Consider the following 17,846-nt stretch of genomic DNA (forward strand, 5'->3'; position numbering starts at 1 on the left):
TCACCCTCGAAATGGTCACCGACGAGGAACGCGACTACATGTGGGCCGAGTACGCCAAAGACCCGCGGATGCGCGCCAACATCGGCATCCGCCGCCGCCTCGCGCCCCTGCTCGACAACGACCGCAACCAGATCGAGCTGTTCACCGCCCTGCTGCTCTCCCTGCCCGGCTCACCGATCCTCTACTACGGCGACGAGATCAGCATGGGCGACAACATCTGGCTCGGCGACCGCGACGCCGTCCGCACCCCCATGCAGTGGACCCCCGACCGCAACGCCGGCTTCTCGTCCTGTGATCCGGGACGCCTGTTCCTGCCCGCGATCATGGACCCGGTCTACGGCTACCAGGTCACCAATGTCGAGGCGTCCATGGCCTCACCCTCCAGCCTGCTGCACTGGACCCGCCGCATGATCGAGATCCGCAAGCAGAATCCTGCCTTCGGACTGGGGTCCTACACCGAGCTGCCGTCGTCGAACCCGGCGGTGCTCGCCTTCCTGCGCGAGTACGAGGACGACCTCGTGCTGTGCGTCCACAACTTCTCCCGTTTCGCCCAGCCCACGGAGCTGGACCTGAGCCGGTTCGGCGGGCGGCACCCCGTCGAGCTGTTCGGCGGGGTCCGGTTCCCGGCGATCGGCGCACTGCCGTACCTGCTCACCCTCGCGGGACACGGCTTCTACTGGTTCCGGCTGCGCCGGGAACCCGTATAGCGCGGGCCCCGGGCGGGGCGGTGCGGCGTTTCCACCGTCCCACCCGGGGCACGCATCAGTGACACCCCGACGCCCCCCGGGGAAAGGACGTGACGCCCATGGCGGAAACGGTCACCTCTTCCGGCACCACCGGTTCACTCCTCGCCTCGCTCGATCCCCTGCTGCGCACCTGGCTGCCCCGGCAGCGCTGGTTCGCGGGCAAGGGCCGCCCGGTCACCGGGTTCACCCCCGTGTCCGTCACCGAACTGCTGCCGCCCGACGGCCGGCTGGGCCTCTACCACCTGCTGGTACGCGTCCACCAGCCCACCGTGCCCGGCGCCCCGCCGCACCCCGGTGACTGCTACCAGCTCCTCATAGGCGTGCGCGAGGCGCTGCCGCCCCGGCTGGCGCCCGCGCTGATCGGACATGTGACCGAGGGCCCGCTCGCCGGGCGCACGGTGTACGAGGCCCTGTACGACACCCGGCCCGCCGACGTGCTCCTGGAGGCGCTGCGCACCCAGGCCCGCATCGGCGGGCTGCGCTTCGAGCGGGATCCGGCACAGGAGATCCGGGCCGGGCTCGTGCCCCGGCTGATGACCGCCGAACAGTCCAACTCGTCCGTGGTCTACGGAGATACGTTTATCCTCAAGCTGTTGCGCCGGGTGGTGCCCGGCGTCAACCCCGACCTGGAGCTCCCCCTCGCCCTGGCCCGCGAGGGCTGCCCGAGGGTGCCCGCGCCGACGGCCTGGCTGCACGCCGAGGTGGCGGCGGACGCCTACGTCCTGGCCGTGCTCCAGCCGTATGTGAGCGGCGCCGCCGACGGCTGGGAGCTGGCGCTGCGCGAACTGGCCAAGGGCGAGGACTTCGCCGCCGAGGCCCGCGCGCTGGGCCGGGCCACCGCCGAGGTCCACACCGCGCTGGCCCGGGCCCTGCCGACGGTCACCCTCGGCCACGCCCAGCTGGAGCTGCTGGTCGACGGCATGACCGAGCGGCTGGCGGCGGCCGTGCAGGCGGTGCCGGCGCTGCGGCCGTACGAGCGCGGGCTGCGCTCGGCGTACGAGGCGCTCGGCACGCTCGCCGCCGAGGGCCGCACCTGGACCGCCCAGCGCGTCCACGGCGATCTGCACCTCGGCCAGTGCCTGCGCTCACCGTCCGGTGCCTGGTCGCTGATCGACTTCGAGGGCGAACCGGCCCGTCCGCTGGCCGAGCGGCGCATGCCGCAGCCGCCGGTGCGGGACATCGCGGGAATGCTCCGCTCCTTCGACTACGCGGCCCACTCGGCGACCCCGCCCGCCCCCGACTGGGCGCACGCCTGCCGGGCCGCCTACTGCTCCGGATACGCGGAGGTCACCGGCCGCGATCCGCGTACCGACCCGGTGCTGCTGCGGGCCTACGAGACCGACAAGGCGGTCTACGAGGTCGTCTACGAGGCCCGGCACCGGCCCGACTGGCTCCCCGTACCGCTGAACGCGGTGCGCCGCCTCGCCCTGCCCGACCAGGAGGCTCGTCCGTGACCCCCAAGGGACACAAGGAATCCAAGGCCAAGAAGGAATCAGCGGCCAGGAGGAAGACCGCCGCCCGGAAGCCGTCGGCGCAGGAGGTCCCCGCGCAGGCGCCGCCGCCCGCCGCGGACGTCCCGGCGCGGGCACCGGCGCCCGCCGCGCCGGTCCCCGCGCAGGCGGCGGTACCCCGTGCGGAGGTCGCCGTGTCCCCGGCCGTCGACGCCGGGGACCGCGCACGGCTGCTGCACGGCACCCACCACGATCCGCACTCCGTGCTGGGCGCGCACCCGGTGCCGGGCGGGGTCGCCTTCCGCGCGTTCCGCCCGTACGCGCGGGCGGTCACCGTGGTCTCGGGCGAGCTGCGCGCGGAGCTGCACGACGACGGCGACGGCTTCTTCTCCGCCCTGCTCCCGCTCACCGAGGTCCCCGGCTACCGGCTGCTGGTGGCGTACGACGGCGCGGTGCACGAGACCGAGGACGCCTACCGCTTCCTGCCCACCCTCGGCGAGCTGGACCTGCATCTGATCGGCGAGGGCCGGCACGAACAGCTCTGGCAGGCGCTCGGCGCGCACGTCACCACCCACCAGGGCGTCACCGGCACCCGGTTCGCGGTGTGGGCGCCGAACGCGCGGGGCGTGCGGGTCACGGGCGGGTTCAACTTCTGGGACGGCACCGGTTTCCCGATGCGCTCGCTCGGCGGCACCGGGGTCTGGGAGCTGTTCGTGCCGGGGATCGGGGACGGCGAGCTGTACAAGTTCGAGATCACCCGCCCGGACGGCTCGCGCACCCTGCGCGCCGACCCGCTGGCCCGCCGTACCGAGGTCCCGCCCGCCACCTCCTCGATCGTGCACGCCTCGCACCACGAGTGGGGTGACGGGGAGTGGCTGGCACACCGGGCGGACACCCCGGTGCACGAGGCCCCCTTCTCGGTCTACGAGGTGCACCTGCCGTCCTGGCGGCCGGGGCTGACGTACCGCCGGCTGGCCGAGCAACTCCCCGCCTACGTCAAGGAGATGGGCTTCACCCATGTCGAGCTGATGCCGGTCGCCGAGCACCCCTTCGGCGGCTCCTGGGGCTACCAGGTCACCGGGTTCTACGCGCCGACGGCCCGGCTCGGCACCCCCGACGACTTCAAGTACCTGGTGGACAAGCTGCACCAGGCGGGCATCGGGGTGCTGATGGACTGGGTGCCGGCCCACTTCCCGCGCGACGACTGGGCGCTCGCGGAGTTCGACGGGCGTCCGCTGTACGAGCACCACGACCCGCTGCGGGCCGCCCATCCCGACTGGGGCACGCTGGAGTTCGACTTCGGCCGGCGCGAGGTGCGCAACTTCCTCGTCGCGAACGCCGTGTACTGGTGCGAGGAGTTCCACATCGACGGGCTGCGCGTGGACGCGGTCGCCTCGATGCTCTACCTGGACTACTCGCGCGAGCCGGGCCAGTGGACGCCGAACGAGCACGGCGGCCGGGAGAACCTGGACGCGGTGGCCTTCCTCCAGGAGATGAACGCCACCGTGTACCGGCGCTGCCCGGGCGTGGTGACCGTCGCCGAGGAGTCCACGGCCTGGGACGGCGTCACCCGGCCCACCCACCACAGGGGGCCGAGCGGCTTCGGCGGGCTGGGCTTCGGCCTGAAGTGGAACATGGGCTGGATGCACGACTCGCTCCAGTACATGAGCCACGACCCGGTGCACCGCGCGTACCACCACCACGAGATGACGTTCTCGATGGTGTACGCGTACAGCGAGAACTACGTCCTGCCGATCTCCCACGACGAGGTCGTCCACGGCAAGCGGTCCCTGGTGTCGAAGATGCCCGGCGACTGGTGGCAGCAACGCGCCAACCTGCGCGCCTACCTGGGCTTCATGTGGGCCCACCCCGGCAAGCAACTCCTCTTCATGGGCCAGGAGTTCGCCCAGGGCGCCGAGTGGTCCGAGGCGCACGGCCCCGACTGGTGGCTGCTGGACCCGGCGTACGGCGCCGAGGCGGACCACCGGGGTGTGCGGGACCTCGTCCGGGACCTGAACGCGGTGTACCGGGCGACCCCGGCGCTGTGGCAGCGGGACACCGATCCGGCGGGCTTCGAGTGGATCACGGGGGACGCGGCGGACGACAACGTCTTCGCGTTCCTGCGCCACGACGCCGAGGGCACCCCGCTGCTCGCGGTCTCCCACCTGGCTCCGGTGGTCCGCCACGACTACCGCCTCGGGGTGCCGGAGGAGGTGCCGGCCTGGGTGGAGGTCCTCAACACCGACGCGGCCCGCTACGGCGGCGGCGACCTCACCCACCCGGACGTCGTCAAGCCCGAGCCCCAGCCCTGGCACGGCCGCCCGGCGAGCATCCGGCTGACCCTGCCCCCGCTGGCGACGGTGTGGCTGCGCCCGGCCTGACCGGGTGGTGCACGCCCTATAGTGGCCGCACGTCTTCGGCGGAGCACGGGGGGACTGAGGTACGTGCGGCACTACAGAGCACTGACGGCCCTGCTGTGTGCCGTGGCCGTTCTCCTGCTGAGCGGCTGCGGCACCCAGGTGGCAGGGCGGGGCAAAGGAGCGTCCCCCACGGCGACCGGGCCGATCCCGTGGACCCTCGGGGAGCCCTCCCGGGTCACCGCCGCCCGGATCGGCGCCGATCACCGCACGCTGAGCATCGACGTGGACGTGCCCAGCGGGGAGCACCCCTGCGTGCGGGACCTGAAGGCGGTCGACACCGACGCCGAGTACGGCGCCGTGCCGGGCAGCGTCCATGTGCAGGTCACCTTCACCTCCCCGTCCGGCGACCGGCGTTCCGGGTGCGTCGAGGAGACGACGGCCACGGCCCGGGTACGGCTGCCCGAGCCGCTGGGCGGGCGGAAGCTGGTGGTCGACAACCGCACGGTCTTCACCGCCGACGGCGCGAAGCCGCCGGCCCTGCGGATGTGCGGCCGGCTCGGCTGCCACCCGCCGGCCACCGGCTGCACCCCCGCCTCCTACGACCAGGCGCTGATCGCGGCCGACGCGCCCATGCACACCTACCGGGACGCCGAGCACTGCGACGGCAAGTGGCTGGTCCTGGACTTCTCCTGGCGCACCGGCCCGGTGTGCGGCTCCGACGACGGCGACCCCGCCTGCTCCTCCCGGCTGGGCGACCGCTGGTTCTTCCGGGCGGAACCCTCCGGCTGGAAGCCGGTCTTCGAGAGCGCTGCCGGAGGCTGCGGGGCGGTCCGCCGCCAGGTCCCGGAATTCCCGGTCGCGCTGTGCGCGGAGCTGGCCCCGCTGTCCGCCGCGCTGCACCCGAGCCACCCACCGGCGTCGGCCTCGCCGACGGCCGGTGGCAGCTCCGCCCCGACCGCTACGGCGCGGTGACGCCCGGGGCGAGCGCCGCCGGGAGCTCGTCCGTGTAGAGCACCCCGAGCCGCTGGGTGGCCCGGGTCAGGGCGACGTACAGGTCGCTCGTGCCGTAGGCGCCCGGCTCGACCACCAGGACGGAGTCGAATTCCAGCCCCTTGGACTGCCGGGGATCGAGCAGGACGACCGTGTGCGTCAGGTCGGGCTCGGCGCCGGCCGTGACGCCGTCCAGGCGTGCTGCCAGGGCGCGGTGCAGGCCGCGCGGGGCGATCACCGCGAGCCGCCCCTCCGCCGGGGTCAGCTCGGCGACCGCCTTGGCGACCGCGCCGGGCAGGTCGTCGGTCACCCGCCGCACCCAGGGGCGTTCGCCGGTGGAGCGGACGGAGCTCGGCGGTGCGAAGTCCGGGTTCTCGGCGCGGACCACGGCCGCCGCCAGGTCCATGATCTCGGCGGGGGTGCGGTAGTTGACGCCCAGGCGGGTGTGCTCCCAGCGGTCCTCGACGTAGGGCGTGAGGATGTCCGCCCAGGAGCCGACGCCGGCCGCCTCCGCCGTCTGGGCGGGGTCGCCGACCAGGGTCATCGAGCGGGTCGGGCTGCGCCGCATCAGCAGCCGCCAGGCCATCGGCGACAGTTCCTGCGCCTCGTCCACGACGATGTGCCCGAACGCCCAGGTGCGGTCGGCGGCGGCCCGCTCGGCGGCGCTGCGGTGGTCGGCCTCCTCGTGCCGCTCGGCGAACCGCTCGGCGTCGATGATGTGGTGCGCGGCCAGGACCTCGGAGGCGTCCGGGTCGTCGTCCTCCTTGTCCTCGAACTCATAGGTCCGCGAGGCGTAGGAGACGTCCAGGACGCCCTGGGCGTAGGCCACCTGTGTCTCGCGTTCGCGTTCGGCGCGGGCGCGCACCATCCGGTCGTCCTCGCCGAGGAGCTCGGCCGCCTCGTCCAGCAGCGGGACGTCGGCGACGGTCCAGGCGCGGGTCACCGGGCGGCGGATCGCGTCGGCGTCCTCCTTCGGCAGGTGGCCGTCGGGCTCGGCGAGGAAGTCGGCGACCAGCCGCTGCGGGGTGATCCGGGGCCAGAGCTGGTCGATGGCGTCCCAGACCTCGGGGTTCTCGGCGAGTTCGTCGCGGATCTGGGTGATGTCGGAGGCGTCGAGCAGGCTGCTGCCGTCGTAGGGGTCGGTGCCCACGCGCTCGGCGTACAGCTCGGTGAGCGTGTTGAGGATGTGCCCCTCGAAGTACTCGCGGGCGACGTTGTGGGGCAGCTTGGCGGCGCGGGTGCGCTCGCGGGCGACGTTCACCAGGCCGTCGTCCAGCATGAGCACCTCGCGGTCGTGCTCGATCGCGATGACCGGGTCGGGCAGGGCCTGCCGGTCGCGTACGACGGCGGCGAGCACGCCGGCCATGCCGGCGCGGCCCTTGACGGCGGCGGCCTCGGGCGTGTCGGCGGCGGTGGCCTTCACGCCGGGGAACAGCTCGCCGACCGTGGCCAGCAGCACCCCGGTCTCGCCGAGGGAGGGCAGCACCTCGCCGATGTAGCCGAGGAAGGCCGGGTTCGGGCCGACGATGAGGACCGCGCGGCGGGCCAGCAGCTCACGGTGCTCGTACAGCAGGTAGGCCGCGCGGTGCAGGGCGACCGCGGTCTTGCCGGTGCCGGGACCGCCCTCCACGACCAGCACGCCCTGGTGCGGTGCCCGGATGATGCGGTCCTGGTCGGCCTGGATGGTCTGCACGATGTCGCTCATCCGGCCGGTGCGGGCCGAGTTCAGCGCGGCCAGCAGGACGGCGTCGCCGCTCGGGTCCTCGTGCCCGGTGCGGGTGGCGTCGCCGAGGTCGAGGATCTCGTCGTGCAGGGAGGTGACGGTCCGGCCCTCGGAGGCGATGTGCCGGCGGCGGCGCAGGCCCATCGGGGTGTGGCCGGTGGCCAGGTAGAAGGGGCGGGCGACGTCGGCCCGCCAGTCGATGAGGACCGGCGTGCGCTCGGCGTCGTCCTCGCGCAGCCCGATCCGGCCGATGTGGTGCTCGGTGCCGTCGGCGAGGTCGATCCGGCCGAAGCAGAGCGAGCCGTCCACGGCGTTCAGCGCGGCGAGCAGCCCGGAGCGCTCGGCGACCAGGATGTCCCGCTCCAGCCGGGCCTGCATGGGCTTGTCGCCCTGGGCGAGCGCGCCGGCGACGGAGGTCTCGGCCTCGCCGCGCAGCACGTCCACGCGCGCGTACAGTCCGTCGATGAATTCCTGCTCGTGCCGGATTTCATCGTCAGGAAAGTCGGTGTTTGACAATTCCGCTCCCGCCCGGATATACTGTGCTCAGTTAATTGCTTCGCAACTCTCCGAAATGCAGCACAAATCGAAGTCGCGAATCATTGAATATACGCACAGCAATCCCCCGAGCGCAATTGCTCAGGGGATTTTTTGCTGGGCGGGGCCGGTCTACAGCGGTGCGTGCGCCACGCCCGCCGACTCCTCCACCTCCAGCAGCGAGGCGCTGTGCCGTTCCTCGTCGAACTTCCGGCGTCCGCCGCGCAGCCCGAAGAGCCGCTTGGTCAGGGCGATGTAGAGGACCGCGAGGATGTTCAGCACGAGCGTGGCGATCTTCAGCCAGCTGATGTGCTCGGTGAGTTCGTAGATCTCCAGCGGCAGGAAGGCGGCCGTCGCGACCACCGTCAGGTACTCCGCCCAGCGCTTGGCGTACCAGAGGCCGACCGCCTCGATCAGCTCGATCAGCGCATAGGCCAGCAGCAGCCCGGCGACCAGCACCAGGGTGGAGTGCCGGTAACCGAACGCCTTCTGCACGGAACCGACGACCGGCGAGTGGTCCAGGTCGTAGTGGAAGTGCCGGAAGACCGGCCGGAAGACGTCCAGGTACTCGTCGAACAGGCGGCGCACCGCGTCCTGGCTGTTGCTGAACTTCCACACCGCGACCGCGACCAGCACGATGAACACCCCGCGCACGGCCCGCTCGACGGCGAGGAAGCGCAGGACGAACAGGTCCCGGAGCACCTTGCCGCGCGGCACCAGCGGCGCCTCGGCGGCCGGCCCCGAGCCGTGCGGTTCGCCGAGCACGAAGTCACCGCAGCGCAGACACCGCCAGGCGTCCCCGAGCGCGGTCCGCGCGTGCAGCCTGATCCGCAGCCGGGGGTCGTCCGGCGCGTAGGTGACATGACCCTTGCGCGCGCAGGTCCGCCGGTCCCAGTCGATCTTCATCCCCCATGCCTCCGCACTCGTATGGACACCACCCGTACGGACGCCGTACACGAACGTGCCGTTCCGGTTGATCCGGAACGGCACGGACGAGGCAGAGCCGGTCAGCCGGCCGTGCTGTCCACCAGTTCCTCCTCCTCGGCCGCGGCCTCCGGCGCGCCGGCCTCGCGGCGCGGCAGCAGCACGGCCACCAGGACGGTGCCGATACCGAGGATCACCGCGCCGACCATACTGGTGTGGGCGACCGCGTCGGAGAAGGCGGAGCCCACCGCGTCGGCCATCTGCCGGGCCCCGGCGGCCAGCTCACCGGCCTGCTGCTTCAGCTGCGCGGCCTGCTGCGGGTCGCTCGCCTGCTGGGCCCGCGCAGCGGCCTGCTGCGCCTTCTCGCCGATGCCCTGGGCGACCGCGTACCCGGCGCCGACCGAGTCCTGTGCGGTGTCCAGGGCGCTCGCCGGGAGCCTGCTGCCGGCCGTGGCGTCGCTCAGGTGGTCGCTGTAGGAGGTGGCGAGCAGCGAGCCGAGGATCGCGATGCCGAGCGAGCCGCCCAGCTCCAGCGAGGTGTCGTTGACGGCACCGCCGACGCCCAGCTCGGACTCCGGGAACGCGCCCATGATGGCGTCGGTGCAGGGCGAGAGGGCGAGGCCGATGGCGAGGCCCAGGATGATCAGGGGTGCCACGAAGTCGCCGTAGGCGGAGTTCGCGTCCACCCGGGTGAGCAGGGCGAGGGCGGTCGTACCGCCGACCATGCCCGCGCTCACGGTCCACTTCATGCCGACGCGCGGGGTGAGCCAGCCGGTCAGGGCCGAGCCGACGAAGACGGCGCCGGCGAGCGGCAGCATGCGCACACCGGTCTCCAGGGCGTCGTAGCCGAGGACGAACTGGAGGTGCTGGGTGAGGTAGTAGAAGGCGCCGAAGACGGCGAGGAAGAACAGGGCGACGGCGAGGTTGGAGCCGGCGAACCGGCGGCCGGTGAAGCGGCGCACGTCCAGGATCGGGCGCGGGTGGCGCAGCTCCCACAGCACGAAGGCGACCAGGCCGGTGCCCGCGACCACCGCCGCCGCGACGGCCTTGGTGCCCCAGCCGAAGTGCGGCCCCTCGATGATCATGTAGACGAGCGCGCCGGTCCAGAGCACCGACAGCAGCCCGCCGACGTAGTCGATGCGGTCGTGGTGGCCGGCCCGGGACGGCGGGACGAGGACGAGGGCGGCGACGATCGCGACGGCCGCTACGGGCACGTTGATCAGGAAGGTCGAGGACCAGCCGTGGTCGCGCAGCAGGGCGCCGGCGACGACCGGTCCGGCGGCGATGGCGAGCCCGGCGGTGGCGGTCCACAGCGTGATCGCCTTGGCCCGCTCGGCACGCGGGAAGGTCGCGGCCAGCAGGGAGAGCGTGGCCGGCATGATCAGCGCGGCGCCGACGCCCATCACGGCGCGGGCCGCGATGACGGTCGCCGCGCTGTCGGCGAGGTACCCGAAGACGGCTCCGCCGCCGAACACCACCAGGCCGAGGACGAGCGCCCCGCGCCGGCTGTACTTGTCGCCGATCGCGCCGAGCAGCAGCATCAGTGCCGCGTAGGGGACGGTGTAGCCGTCGATCACCCACTGGAGATCGGCGCTGGAGAGCCCCAGGTCCCGGGTCATGTCGGGCGCCGCGACCGTGAGGGCGGTGTTCGCCATCACGATGATCAGCAGGCTGAGGCAGAGCACCAGCAGCGCCCACCACCGCCGGGCGTAGGGGCGGTCCGTCCTCTCGACCGGTTCGGTCATGACGAGTCGCATGGCAGGGGTCGCCTTCCTCGGGTACGCGACAGGACTTGCACAGTGGCGTGCAATTGCACAACCATGTGCAATGTACGACGCTGCACAGCACTGTGCAAGTCGACCGGAAAACGCCCGGCAAACCTCCGGGGAGGCACAATGACCGCCATGACCACGGGTAACACCAGCCGTGCCGATGCCAACCGGCGCCGCATCCTCGACGTCGCCCTCGCCGAACTGCTGCGCGATCCGGACGCCTCCATGGACCAGATCGCGCGCGCGGCAGGGGTCGTACGACGGACGGTCTACGGCCACTTCCCCAGCCGCGAGGCACTCATCAGCACCCTGGTCGACGGAGCCGTGGAGGCGCTGGCGGACGCGGACGCCCGGGCCGGCGCCCACGTGACCGACCCGGCGGAGACGGTGGCCCGCTCGGTGCTCGCCCTGTGGCCGGTCGCCGACCGCTACCGGCTGCTGATCGCCCTGGCCCAGCGCACGGTCACCGTGCAGGGCATCCGCGAACGCCTCGCGCCCCTGCGCGAGAACAAGATCCGCCTCCTCCAGCGCGGATTGGACGAAGGCGTCTTCAGCTCCCCGCTGCCCGCGCCGGCCCTCGCGTACGTGCACGAGCAGATGCTGTTCGCGGTGATGGAGGCGGTGAACGACGGGCTCCTGGCAGCGCAGGAGGCGGGCCGCTCCGCCACGGTCGCCGTTCTGACCGCGGCGGGCGTACCCGCCTCACGGGCCACCGAGCTGGTGGCCGGGGTGTCGTAGCGAGAAGGAAGTCCCGCACGAAGGGGCCGGGCGGCTGAGTTACGGGGGAGCCTCAGCCGCCCGGCGGCGGTACCCGGACGCCCGGCCCGGGTTCAGGCGGGGCCGGACGTCCGGAACTTCTCAGTGGATCAGGCCTTGGCGAGTTCCTTCTCGCCGTCCTCCCGAGGCTCGGGAACCTCCTTCGCCTCGGCCCCGCCCTCGTCCAGCAGCGTGGTCTCGTCGAACGGCAGCTCCCCGGCCAGCACCCGCCGCACCCGGACCGTGTCGATCTCCTTGGTCCAGGTGCCGACCAGCACCGTCGCGACCGCGTTGCCCGCGAAGTTCGTCAGCGCCCGCGCCTCGCTCATGAACCGGTCGATGCCGACGATCAGCCCGACCCCGTCCACCAGCGCCGGCTTGTGCGACTGGAGACCGCCGGCCAGCGTGGCGAGGCCCGCACCGCTGACACCGGCCGCGCCCTTCGAGGCCAGCAGCAGGAACAGCAGCAGCGGGATCTGCTCGCCGACCGACATCGGCGTACCCAGCGCGTCCGCGATGTACAGCGACGCCATGGTCATGTAGATCATCGTGCCGTCGAGGTTGAACGAGTACCCGGTCGGCACGGTGATGCCGACGACCGGCCGGCTGACGCCCAGGTGCTCCATCTTCGCGATCAGCCGCGGCAGCGCGGACTCCGACGACGAGGTCGACAGGATCAGCAGGAACTCCCGGGCGAGGTACTTGAACAGGGAGAAGACGTTCAGACCCGCGACGACCCGGAGCAGCGCGCCCAGCACGACGAAGACGAACAGGAAGCAGGTGACGTAGAAGCCGAGCATCAGCACGGCGAGGCTCTTGAGCGCGTCGACGCCGGCCGAACCGACCACCGCCGCGATGGCGCCGAACGCACCGATCGGCGCGGCCCACATCACCATGGACAGGATGCGGAAGACGAGCCGCTGGATGTGCTCGATGCCGCGCAGCACCGGCTGTCCGGCCGAGCCCATGGCCTGGAGCGCGAACCCGGCGAGCAGGGCCACCAGCAGCGTCTGGAGCACCTGGCCCTCGGTGAAGGCGGAGACGAACGTGGTCGGGATGATCGACAGCACGAAGTCGACGGGCGGCAGCGCGTCGGCGGACACCTGGTCGTGTCCGGTCGCCTTGATGGCGTTGGTGAGGTGCAGCCCGTCACCCGGGTGCAGCACATTGCCGACCACGAGCCCGATGGCGAGCGCGACGAGCGACATCACGAGGAAGTAGCCGAGGGCGATACCGCCGACGGCGCCGACCTTGGCGGCCTTCCGCACCGATCCGATGCCGAGCACGATCGTGCAGAAGATGATCGGCGAGATCATCATCTTGATCAGGTTCACGAACCCGGTGCCCAGCGGCTTCAGCTCCACCGCGGCATCGGGCCAGATCAGGCCCACGCCGATGCCGAGCGCGACCGCCACGATGACGGCGATGTACAGGTAATGGGTCCGGTCCCGCTTCACGCGGGGTGCGGCAGGTGCCGTATCGGGAGTGCTGGCGGCCACGACTGCCCTCCTTGACGTCTTCGTCGGCGAACAACCGGCGTGCGGCTCACGTCCGGGCGTTTCTGGGGAATGCCGTGACTATCTCCCGGCCTGTGAGGGTGGTCACCCTTCCGTTCATTTAGTTCACGCTTAACCGGGGAGGCACACTGCTGACATGCGCGTCCCCACCCTCCCGCGGCCCCGGAGCCTGGCCGGCCAGCTGTTCGCCATGCAGGCCGTGCTGATAGCGGTGGTCGTGGCCGGGTACGCGCTGTTCACCTACGTCAGCGACCAGCGGCAGGCCGAGGACGCCGCCGCCCGGCAGGCCACGGCGGTGGCCCGGTCGATCGCCGACTCCCCCTCGGTCCGCGAGGCGATCCGCACCCCCGACCCCACGGCCCGGCTGGAGCCGTACGCCCTCCAGGTCATGCGGGACGCCAACGTCGACTTCGTGACGATCATGAACCCGTCCGGCATCCGCTGGACCCACCCCGACCGGAACCAGATCGGCAAACGCTTCCTCGGCAACATCGGCCCCGCCCAGCACGGCCGTACCTTCACCGAGACCTACACCGGCACCCTCGGCGCGTCCGTCCGCGCGGTGACCCCCATCTCGGACAACGGCCGGATCGTCGGCCTGGTGAGCGCCGGCATCAAGGTGGAGACGATCAGCGCCCGGGTCCAGGACCAGGTCGCGGCCCTGCTCGGGGTGGCGGGCGTGGCCCTGCTGCTGGGCGCGGTCGGCACGTACGTGGTCAACGCCCGGCTCCGCCGCCACACCCACGGCATGAACGCCACCGAGCTGAGCCGGATGCACGACTACCACCAGGCGGCGCTGCACGCCGTCCGCGAGGGGCTGCTGATGCTGGACGGCGGTTACCGGGTGGCGCTGATCAACGACGGCGGCCGGGAGCTGCTGGGAGTGGGCCCGGAGGAGGGTGTGGTCGGCCGCTCGGTGGCCGACCTGGGCCTGCCCGCCCCGCTGACGGGCGCCCTGCTGTCCTCGGAGCCCCGCGTGGACGAGGTGCACCTGACGGCGTCCCGGGTGCTGGTCGTGAACACGTCCCCGGTGTCGGGCGGTGAACAACGGGGCACGGTCGTGACACTCCGCGACGTCACCGAACTCCAGTCGCTGATGGGTGAGCTGGACTCGGAGCGGGGCTTCACCCAGGCGCTGCGCTCGCAGGCGCACGAGGCCGCGAACCGCCTGCACACGGTCGTCTCCCTGATCGAACTGGGCCGGGCCGAGGAAGCGGTGGAGTTCGCCACGGCCGAGCTGGAGCTGGCGCAGGCCCTGACCGACCAGGTGGTGGCGGCGGTCGGCGAGCCGGTGCTGGCCGCGCTGCTGCTGGGCAAGACCGCCCAGGCGAACGAGCGGGGCGTGGAGCTGGTGGTCTCACCGGACAGCCGGCTGGACGACGGCCTGCTCCCGCGGAGCCTGTCCGCCCGCGACCTGGTGACGATCCTCGGCAACCTGATCGACAACGCCGTGGACGCGGCGCAGGGCAGCGCGCGGGCCCGGGTGACCGTGACGGCGTACGCTACGGCCGCCGAAGTGGTGCTCCGGGTGTCGGACACCGGCCCGGGAGTCGACCCCGCCCATGCCGGCCTGGTGTTCCAGCGGGGGTTCTCCACGAAGCCGGCCGAACCCGGCGGACGGGGGCTCGGGCTGGCCCTGGTCCGGCAGGCGGTGAACCGCCACGAGGGCACGTTGACGGTGGCCGAGGCGGAGGAGGGCGGAGCGGTGTTCGAGGTGCGGTTGCCGTTGCGCGCGGCCACGGGCGGTGCCGGATGACCGACGAGCAGCAGCCCATCCGCGTCCTCGTCGTCGAGGACGACCCGGTCGCCGCCGACGCGCACGTGATGTACGTCGGCCGGGTGCCGGGGTTCGTCGCGGTCGGGAAGGCGCACACGGGGGCGGAGGCACGGCGCCTCCTGGACCGCACGCCGGTGGACCTCCTGCTGCTGGACCTGCACCTCCCCGACGTCCACGGCCTGCAACTGGCCCGGTCCCTGCGGGCGGCCGGGCATCACGCGGACGTGATAGCGGTGACGTCGGCGCGCGACCTGGCGGTGGTACGGGAAGGCGTCTCCCTGGGGGTCGTCCAGTACGTCCTGAAGCCGTTCACGTTCGCCACGCTGCGCGACCGGCTGGTCCGGTACGCCGAGTTCCACGCGGCGGTGGGCGAGGCGAGCGGCCAGGACGAGGTCGACCGCGCCCTGGCGACCCTGCGCGCCCCGACCCCGGCGGCCCTGCCGAAGGGGCTGAGCGGGCCGACGCTGGAACGGGTGACGTCCGCGCTGCGGGAGGCGGCTGCGGAGGGGCTCACGGCGGCCGGGGTGGCCGAGGCGGTGGGCATCTCCCGGATCACCGCACGCCGGTACCTGGAACATCTGGTGGACGCGGGGAGGGCCGGGCGGAGTCCGTTGTACGGGCAGGTGGGGCGGCCTGAGCTGGTGTACCGGTGGGTTCCTCAGGGACGGTGAGGGCGGCGGCTGCGGCGCGGGCTCGGGCGGCCTTGTCGGGGGCGTTGCCGCAGAGGTAGGCGTCGGCGGCCTGTAGGTAGGCGGTGCGGGCTTCGGCGGGACGACGGGCCTTTTCATGAAGCAGCCCGATGTTCTCGACGGTCACTCCTTCGCTGTAGGAGTCCTCGTACTCCCGGAAGATCTTCAGGCATTCGTCGTACGCCCCCATCGCCTCCTCCGTCCGGCCCGTGTCCGCGAAAGTGGCCCCCAGGTTGGCCCACGCCGTGCCCTCACGGTGGCGGTCTCCGACGGCTCGGTACAGGTCACGGGCGCGGGTGTGGGCTTCGATCGCCTCCCCCACCCGGCCCGTATGCCCCAGGGCTACGCCGAGGTTGTTCCATGCCATGGCTTCGCGGTGGCGGTCTCCGGCGACTTGGTACAGGTCACGGGCGCGGGTGTGGGCTTCAATCGCCTCCTCCTCCCGGCCCGCCCGTCGCAGGGCACTGCCCAGGTTGTTCCACGTGATGGCTTCGCGGTGGCCCTCTCCGGCGACTTGGTACAGGTCACGGGCGCGGGTGTGGGCTTCGATCGCCTCCCCCACCCGGCCCGCCTCCAACAGGGCGTTGCCCAGGTTGTTCCACGTACCGGCCTCGTTCAGCCGGTCCCCTTCTCGCTGGGCGGCTCTCCCGGCTGCATGCATGACGGCGATCATGTCGTCGAACTGCCGCCGCCAGGACAGGAACTCTCCCAGGTACGCGGCCAGCCGCACCGCTGCGCCCGCGAACCGCCCCTCCCCTGCCCACGCCACGGCCGTCACGAGGCCAGCCCGCTCCCTGTCGAGCCACGCCAACGCCTGCCCTCGGTCCCGGAACCCCTCCGGTTCCTTCCTCCCCGGCAGCCACCGCAACCGGGCATCAGCAGCAGCAGCCCACTGACAGTAGTGGTCCAGCACCCGCTCCTTTGCCGCGTTCTCATCCACCTGTCCGGCCAAGGTGCCCATCCCGAACGCACGCACCAGATCGTGCATCCGCCAGCACCCCCGTGTGCTCGCCCGCTCCACCAGATGTGCCCGGGCCAGCGCTTTCAGCTCCGCTGTCGGTGACTTCTCCGCGCCGACCAGCACACCGGCCACCTCCTCGCTCACCTCCGGTCCCGGCGCGAGGGCCAGCAGACTCAGCAGACGTGCTTGGTAGGCCGGAAGCCTGCGGTACGACAGATCGAACGCGGCGCGCACGCTGCGGCTGCCGTCGTCGAGCGCGGCGAGCCGGTCGTACGACGTGGCCAGTTCGTCGGCGAGTTCCGCCACCGGCATACTCGGATCCTCCGCCAGCAAAGCCACCGCGATCTGCAACGCCAGGGGCAGACAACCGCACAGTTCCGCCAGCCGTGCCGCTGCCTCCGCGTCCCCCGCAACCCGACCGTCGTCCGGATCGGCGATCCGAAGCGCCCGGTCGAGGAGTTCGTATGCCGCCTGAGCCGTCAACTGATCCAACGGCACCAGTCGCGCGCCCAGTTGAGCCAGCCGATCCCGTGAAGTAACCAGTACCCGGTGCTTCGATCCCCCCGGCAGCAACGGCCGCACCTGCTCCGGCGCCGACGCGTTGTCGGCGAGGATCAGCACCGCCTCCCGCTCAGCCAGTACCGACCGGTACAGCCCGGCCCGCTCGTCCGCCGTGGCCGGGATGTGCTCAGGCTCCACGCCGAGCGCCCGCAGCAGGGACTGCAATGCCTGGTCCGCCGTGACCTGAACGTCGTCGTACCCGTGAAGATCCACGAACAGCACGCCCCCCGGAAACCACCCGGCTTCCCGCGCCGCGTACGCCGCCTGCACCGCGAGCGCCGTCTTGCCGATGCCGCCGAGTCCGGAGACGGCGGTGACGAGGACGGCCTGCTCACCACCGGGGCCCGAGGGATCGAGCGCGGCCCGCAGCCGCCCCAACTCCTCGTCCCGGCCGGTGAATCCGGCAGCCGGCGACGGCAGCGCGTCCAGCGCGGTCGGCGCCGGCGCCTGCTGCCGGTACTCCGCCTTGCCGATGACCGGCCCGCGGAAGTCCCCGCCCCGGAAGTCGACGACATCGCTCACCCGGCCCCTCCCCCCGCCCCGAACGGCACGGCGTACTGCACCACGCACACCCCCAGCCCCACGACCGCGACCGCCTCCAGCACGGACACGACCACCAGCCCGGCCGAGACGTCACCGCCCACCCAGTACACGACGAGCGCGCTCAACGGCACGACGCAGAAGGCCAGCAGGTCCACCACGCACTGCACGACCTTGCGGGAGACGCGCCGGGCGTCTCCCCGGTGCGCGGTCTCCCAGCGGAACGCCGCGTCACCCCCGGCCTGCGCCAGCTCCGCGAGCCGGGGTCCCAGGTCGCCCCGCACATACGCCCCGATCGCCGAGATCTTCTGGTCGTTGACGAGGTACGTCCAGCCGAGGACGACGCACACCGGCGGCAGCGCGAGCAGCATCGCCGTCTGTCTGGCCTGGGCCGCCGCGGCGATGACGGCGGCCACCACGGTCAGGGTGACGTACAGCAGGTTGTCCCGGAAGCCGATCCGCGTCTTCTGCTCGTCCTTGACGGTCTGGTACTCGGCGAGCAGCAACTGCCCCACGGTGACGTCTCGTTCCGGCACGTAAGCCCC

General features: G+C 72.3%; 13 protein-coding genes. 7 read left to right on the forward strand and 6 right to left on the reverse strand.

Annotated features, from left to right (window positions below; translation table 11 throughout):
- The 4 genes from IE273_RS36745 to IE273_RS36760 form a co-directional block, all read left to right on the forward strand.
- A partial coding sequence (locus IE273_RS36745; RefSeq protein WP_189819467.1) for an alpha-glucosidase C-terminal domain-containing protein occupies window positions 1-707 on the forward strand: 707 nt, incomplete at its 5' end.
- Between the two features lie 98 nt (window positions 708-805).
- A complete protein-coding gene (locus IE273_RS36750) occupies window positions 806-2,200 on the forward strand; it encodes a maltokinase N-terminal cap-like domain-containing protein (protein ID WP_189819468.1) in 1,395 nt (464 codons plus the stop codon).
- Window positions 2,197-4,578: a 1,4-alpha-glucan branching enzyme gene (gene glgB / locus IE273_RS36755; protein WP_189819469.1), complete on the forward strand. Its 2,382-nt coding sequence runs from the start codon at window positions 2,197-2,199 to the stop codon at window positions 4,576-4,578. Before IE273_RS36750 ends, glgB begins: the two co-directional genes overlap by 4 nt.
- 63 nt (window positions 4,579-4,641) lie before the next feature.
- The gene (locus tag IE273_RS36760) at window positions 4,642-5,529 is read left to right on the forward strand and encodes a hypothetical protein (RefSeq protein ID WP_229887907.1); all 888 of its coding nucleotides are present in this window, start codon (window positions 4,642-4,644) and stop codon (window positions 5,527-5,529) included.
- On the opposite strand, the gene IE273_RS36765 is transcribed toward IE273_RS36760, so the two are convergent.
- From IE273_RS36765 to IE273_RS36775, 3 genes are all read right to left on the reverse strand, one after another.
- Window positions 5,516-7,756 carry a HelD family protein gene (locus IE273_RS36765; protein WP_189819518.1) on the reverse strand — a complete coding sequence of 747 codons (2,241 nt, stop codon included), beginning with the start codon at window positions 7,754-7,756 and terminating at the stop codon, window positions 5,516-5,518. The two genes, IE273_RS36760 and IE273_RS36765, sit on opposite strands and share 14 nt — an antisense overlap.
- A 180-nt stretch (window positions 7,757-7,936) precedes the next feature.
- On the reverse strand, window positions 7,937-8,710 hold the full coding sequence (locus IE273_RS36770; RefSeq protein WP_189819470.1) for a DUF2127 domain-containing protein: 774 nt from the start codon (window positions 8,708-8,710) through the stop codon (window positions 7,937-7,939).
- A gap of 101 nt (window positions 8,711-8,811) precedes the next feature.
- Window positions 8,812-10,485: an MFS transporter gene (locus IE273_RS36775; protein ID WP_189819471.1), complete on the reverse strand. Its 1,674-nt coding sequence runs from the start codon at window positions 10,483-10,485 to the stop codon at window positions 8,812-8,814.
- A gap of 138 nt (window positions 10,486-10,623) precedes the next feature.
- On the opposite strand from IE273_RS36775, the gene IE273_RS36780 reads away from it, so the two are divergent.
- Entirely contained in the window at window positions 10,624-11,238 is a 615-nt protein-coding gene (locus IE273_RS36780; protein WP_189819472.1) for a TetR/AcrR family transcriptional regulator, read from the forward strand.
- Window positions 11,239-11,366: 128 nt separating this feature from the next.
- Here IE273_RS36780 and IE273_RS36785 read toward each other — a convergent pair whose 3' ends face one another.
- Window positions 11,367-12,755 (reverse strand): cation:dicarboxylate symporter family transporter, encoded by a 1,389-nt coding sequence (locus IE273_RS36785; protein ID WP_189819473.1) that lies wholly within the window; start codon window positions 12,753-12,755, stop codon window positions 11,367-11,369.
- A 154-nt stretch (window positions 12,756-12,909) separates the two neighbouring features.
- On the opposite strand from IE273_RS36785, the gene IE273_RS36790 reads away from it, so the two are divergent.
- Both IE273_RS36790 and IE273_RS36795 read left to right on the forward strand, forming a co-directional pair.
- The gene (locus IE273_RS36790) at window positions 12,910-14,529 is read left to right on the forward strand and encodes a sensor histidine kinase (RefSeq protein WP_189819474.1); all 1,620 of its coding nucleotides are present in this window, start codon (window positions 12,910-12,912) and stop codon (window positions 14,527-14,529) included.
- Window positions 14,526-15,221 carry a response regulator gene (locus tag IE273_RS36795; RefSeq protein ID WP_189819475.1) on the forward strand — a complete coding sequence of 232 codons (696 nt, stop codon included), beginning with the start codon at window positions 14,526-14,528 and terminating at the stop codon, window positions 15,219-15,221. The genes IE273_RS36790 and IE273_RS36795 overlap by 4 nt, the downstream gene beginning before the upstream one ends.
- On the opposite strand, the gene IE273_RS36800 is transcribed toward IE273_RS36795, so the two are convergent.
- Both IE273_RS36800 and IE273_RS36805 read right to left on the reverse strand, forming a co-directional pair.
- A complete protein-coding gene (locus tag IE273_RS36800; protein WP_189819476.1) occupies window positions 15,103-17,283 on the reverse strand; it encodes a tetratricopeptide repeat protein in 2,181 nt (726 codons plus the stop codon). The genes IE273_RS36795 and IE273_RS36800 overlap by 119 nt on opposite strands.
- On the reverse strand, window positions 17,280-17,837 hold the full coding sequence (locus IE273_RS36805) for a hypothetical protein (protein ID WP_189819477.1): 558 nt from the start codon (window positions 17,835-17,837) through the stop codon (window positions 17,280-17,282). The genes IE273_RS36800 and IE273_RS36805 overlap by 4 nt, the downstream gene beginning before the upstream one ends.
- Between the last annotated feature and the right edge of the window lie 9 nt (window positions 17,838-17,846).

The organism is Streptomyces olivaceoviridis, assembly GCF_014650115.1.
Classification (GTDB): Bacteria; Actinomycetota; Actinomycetes; order Streptomycetales; family Streptomycetaceae; genus Streptomyces; species Streptomyces olivaceoviridis.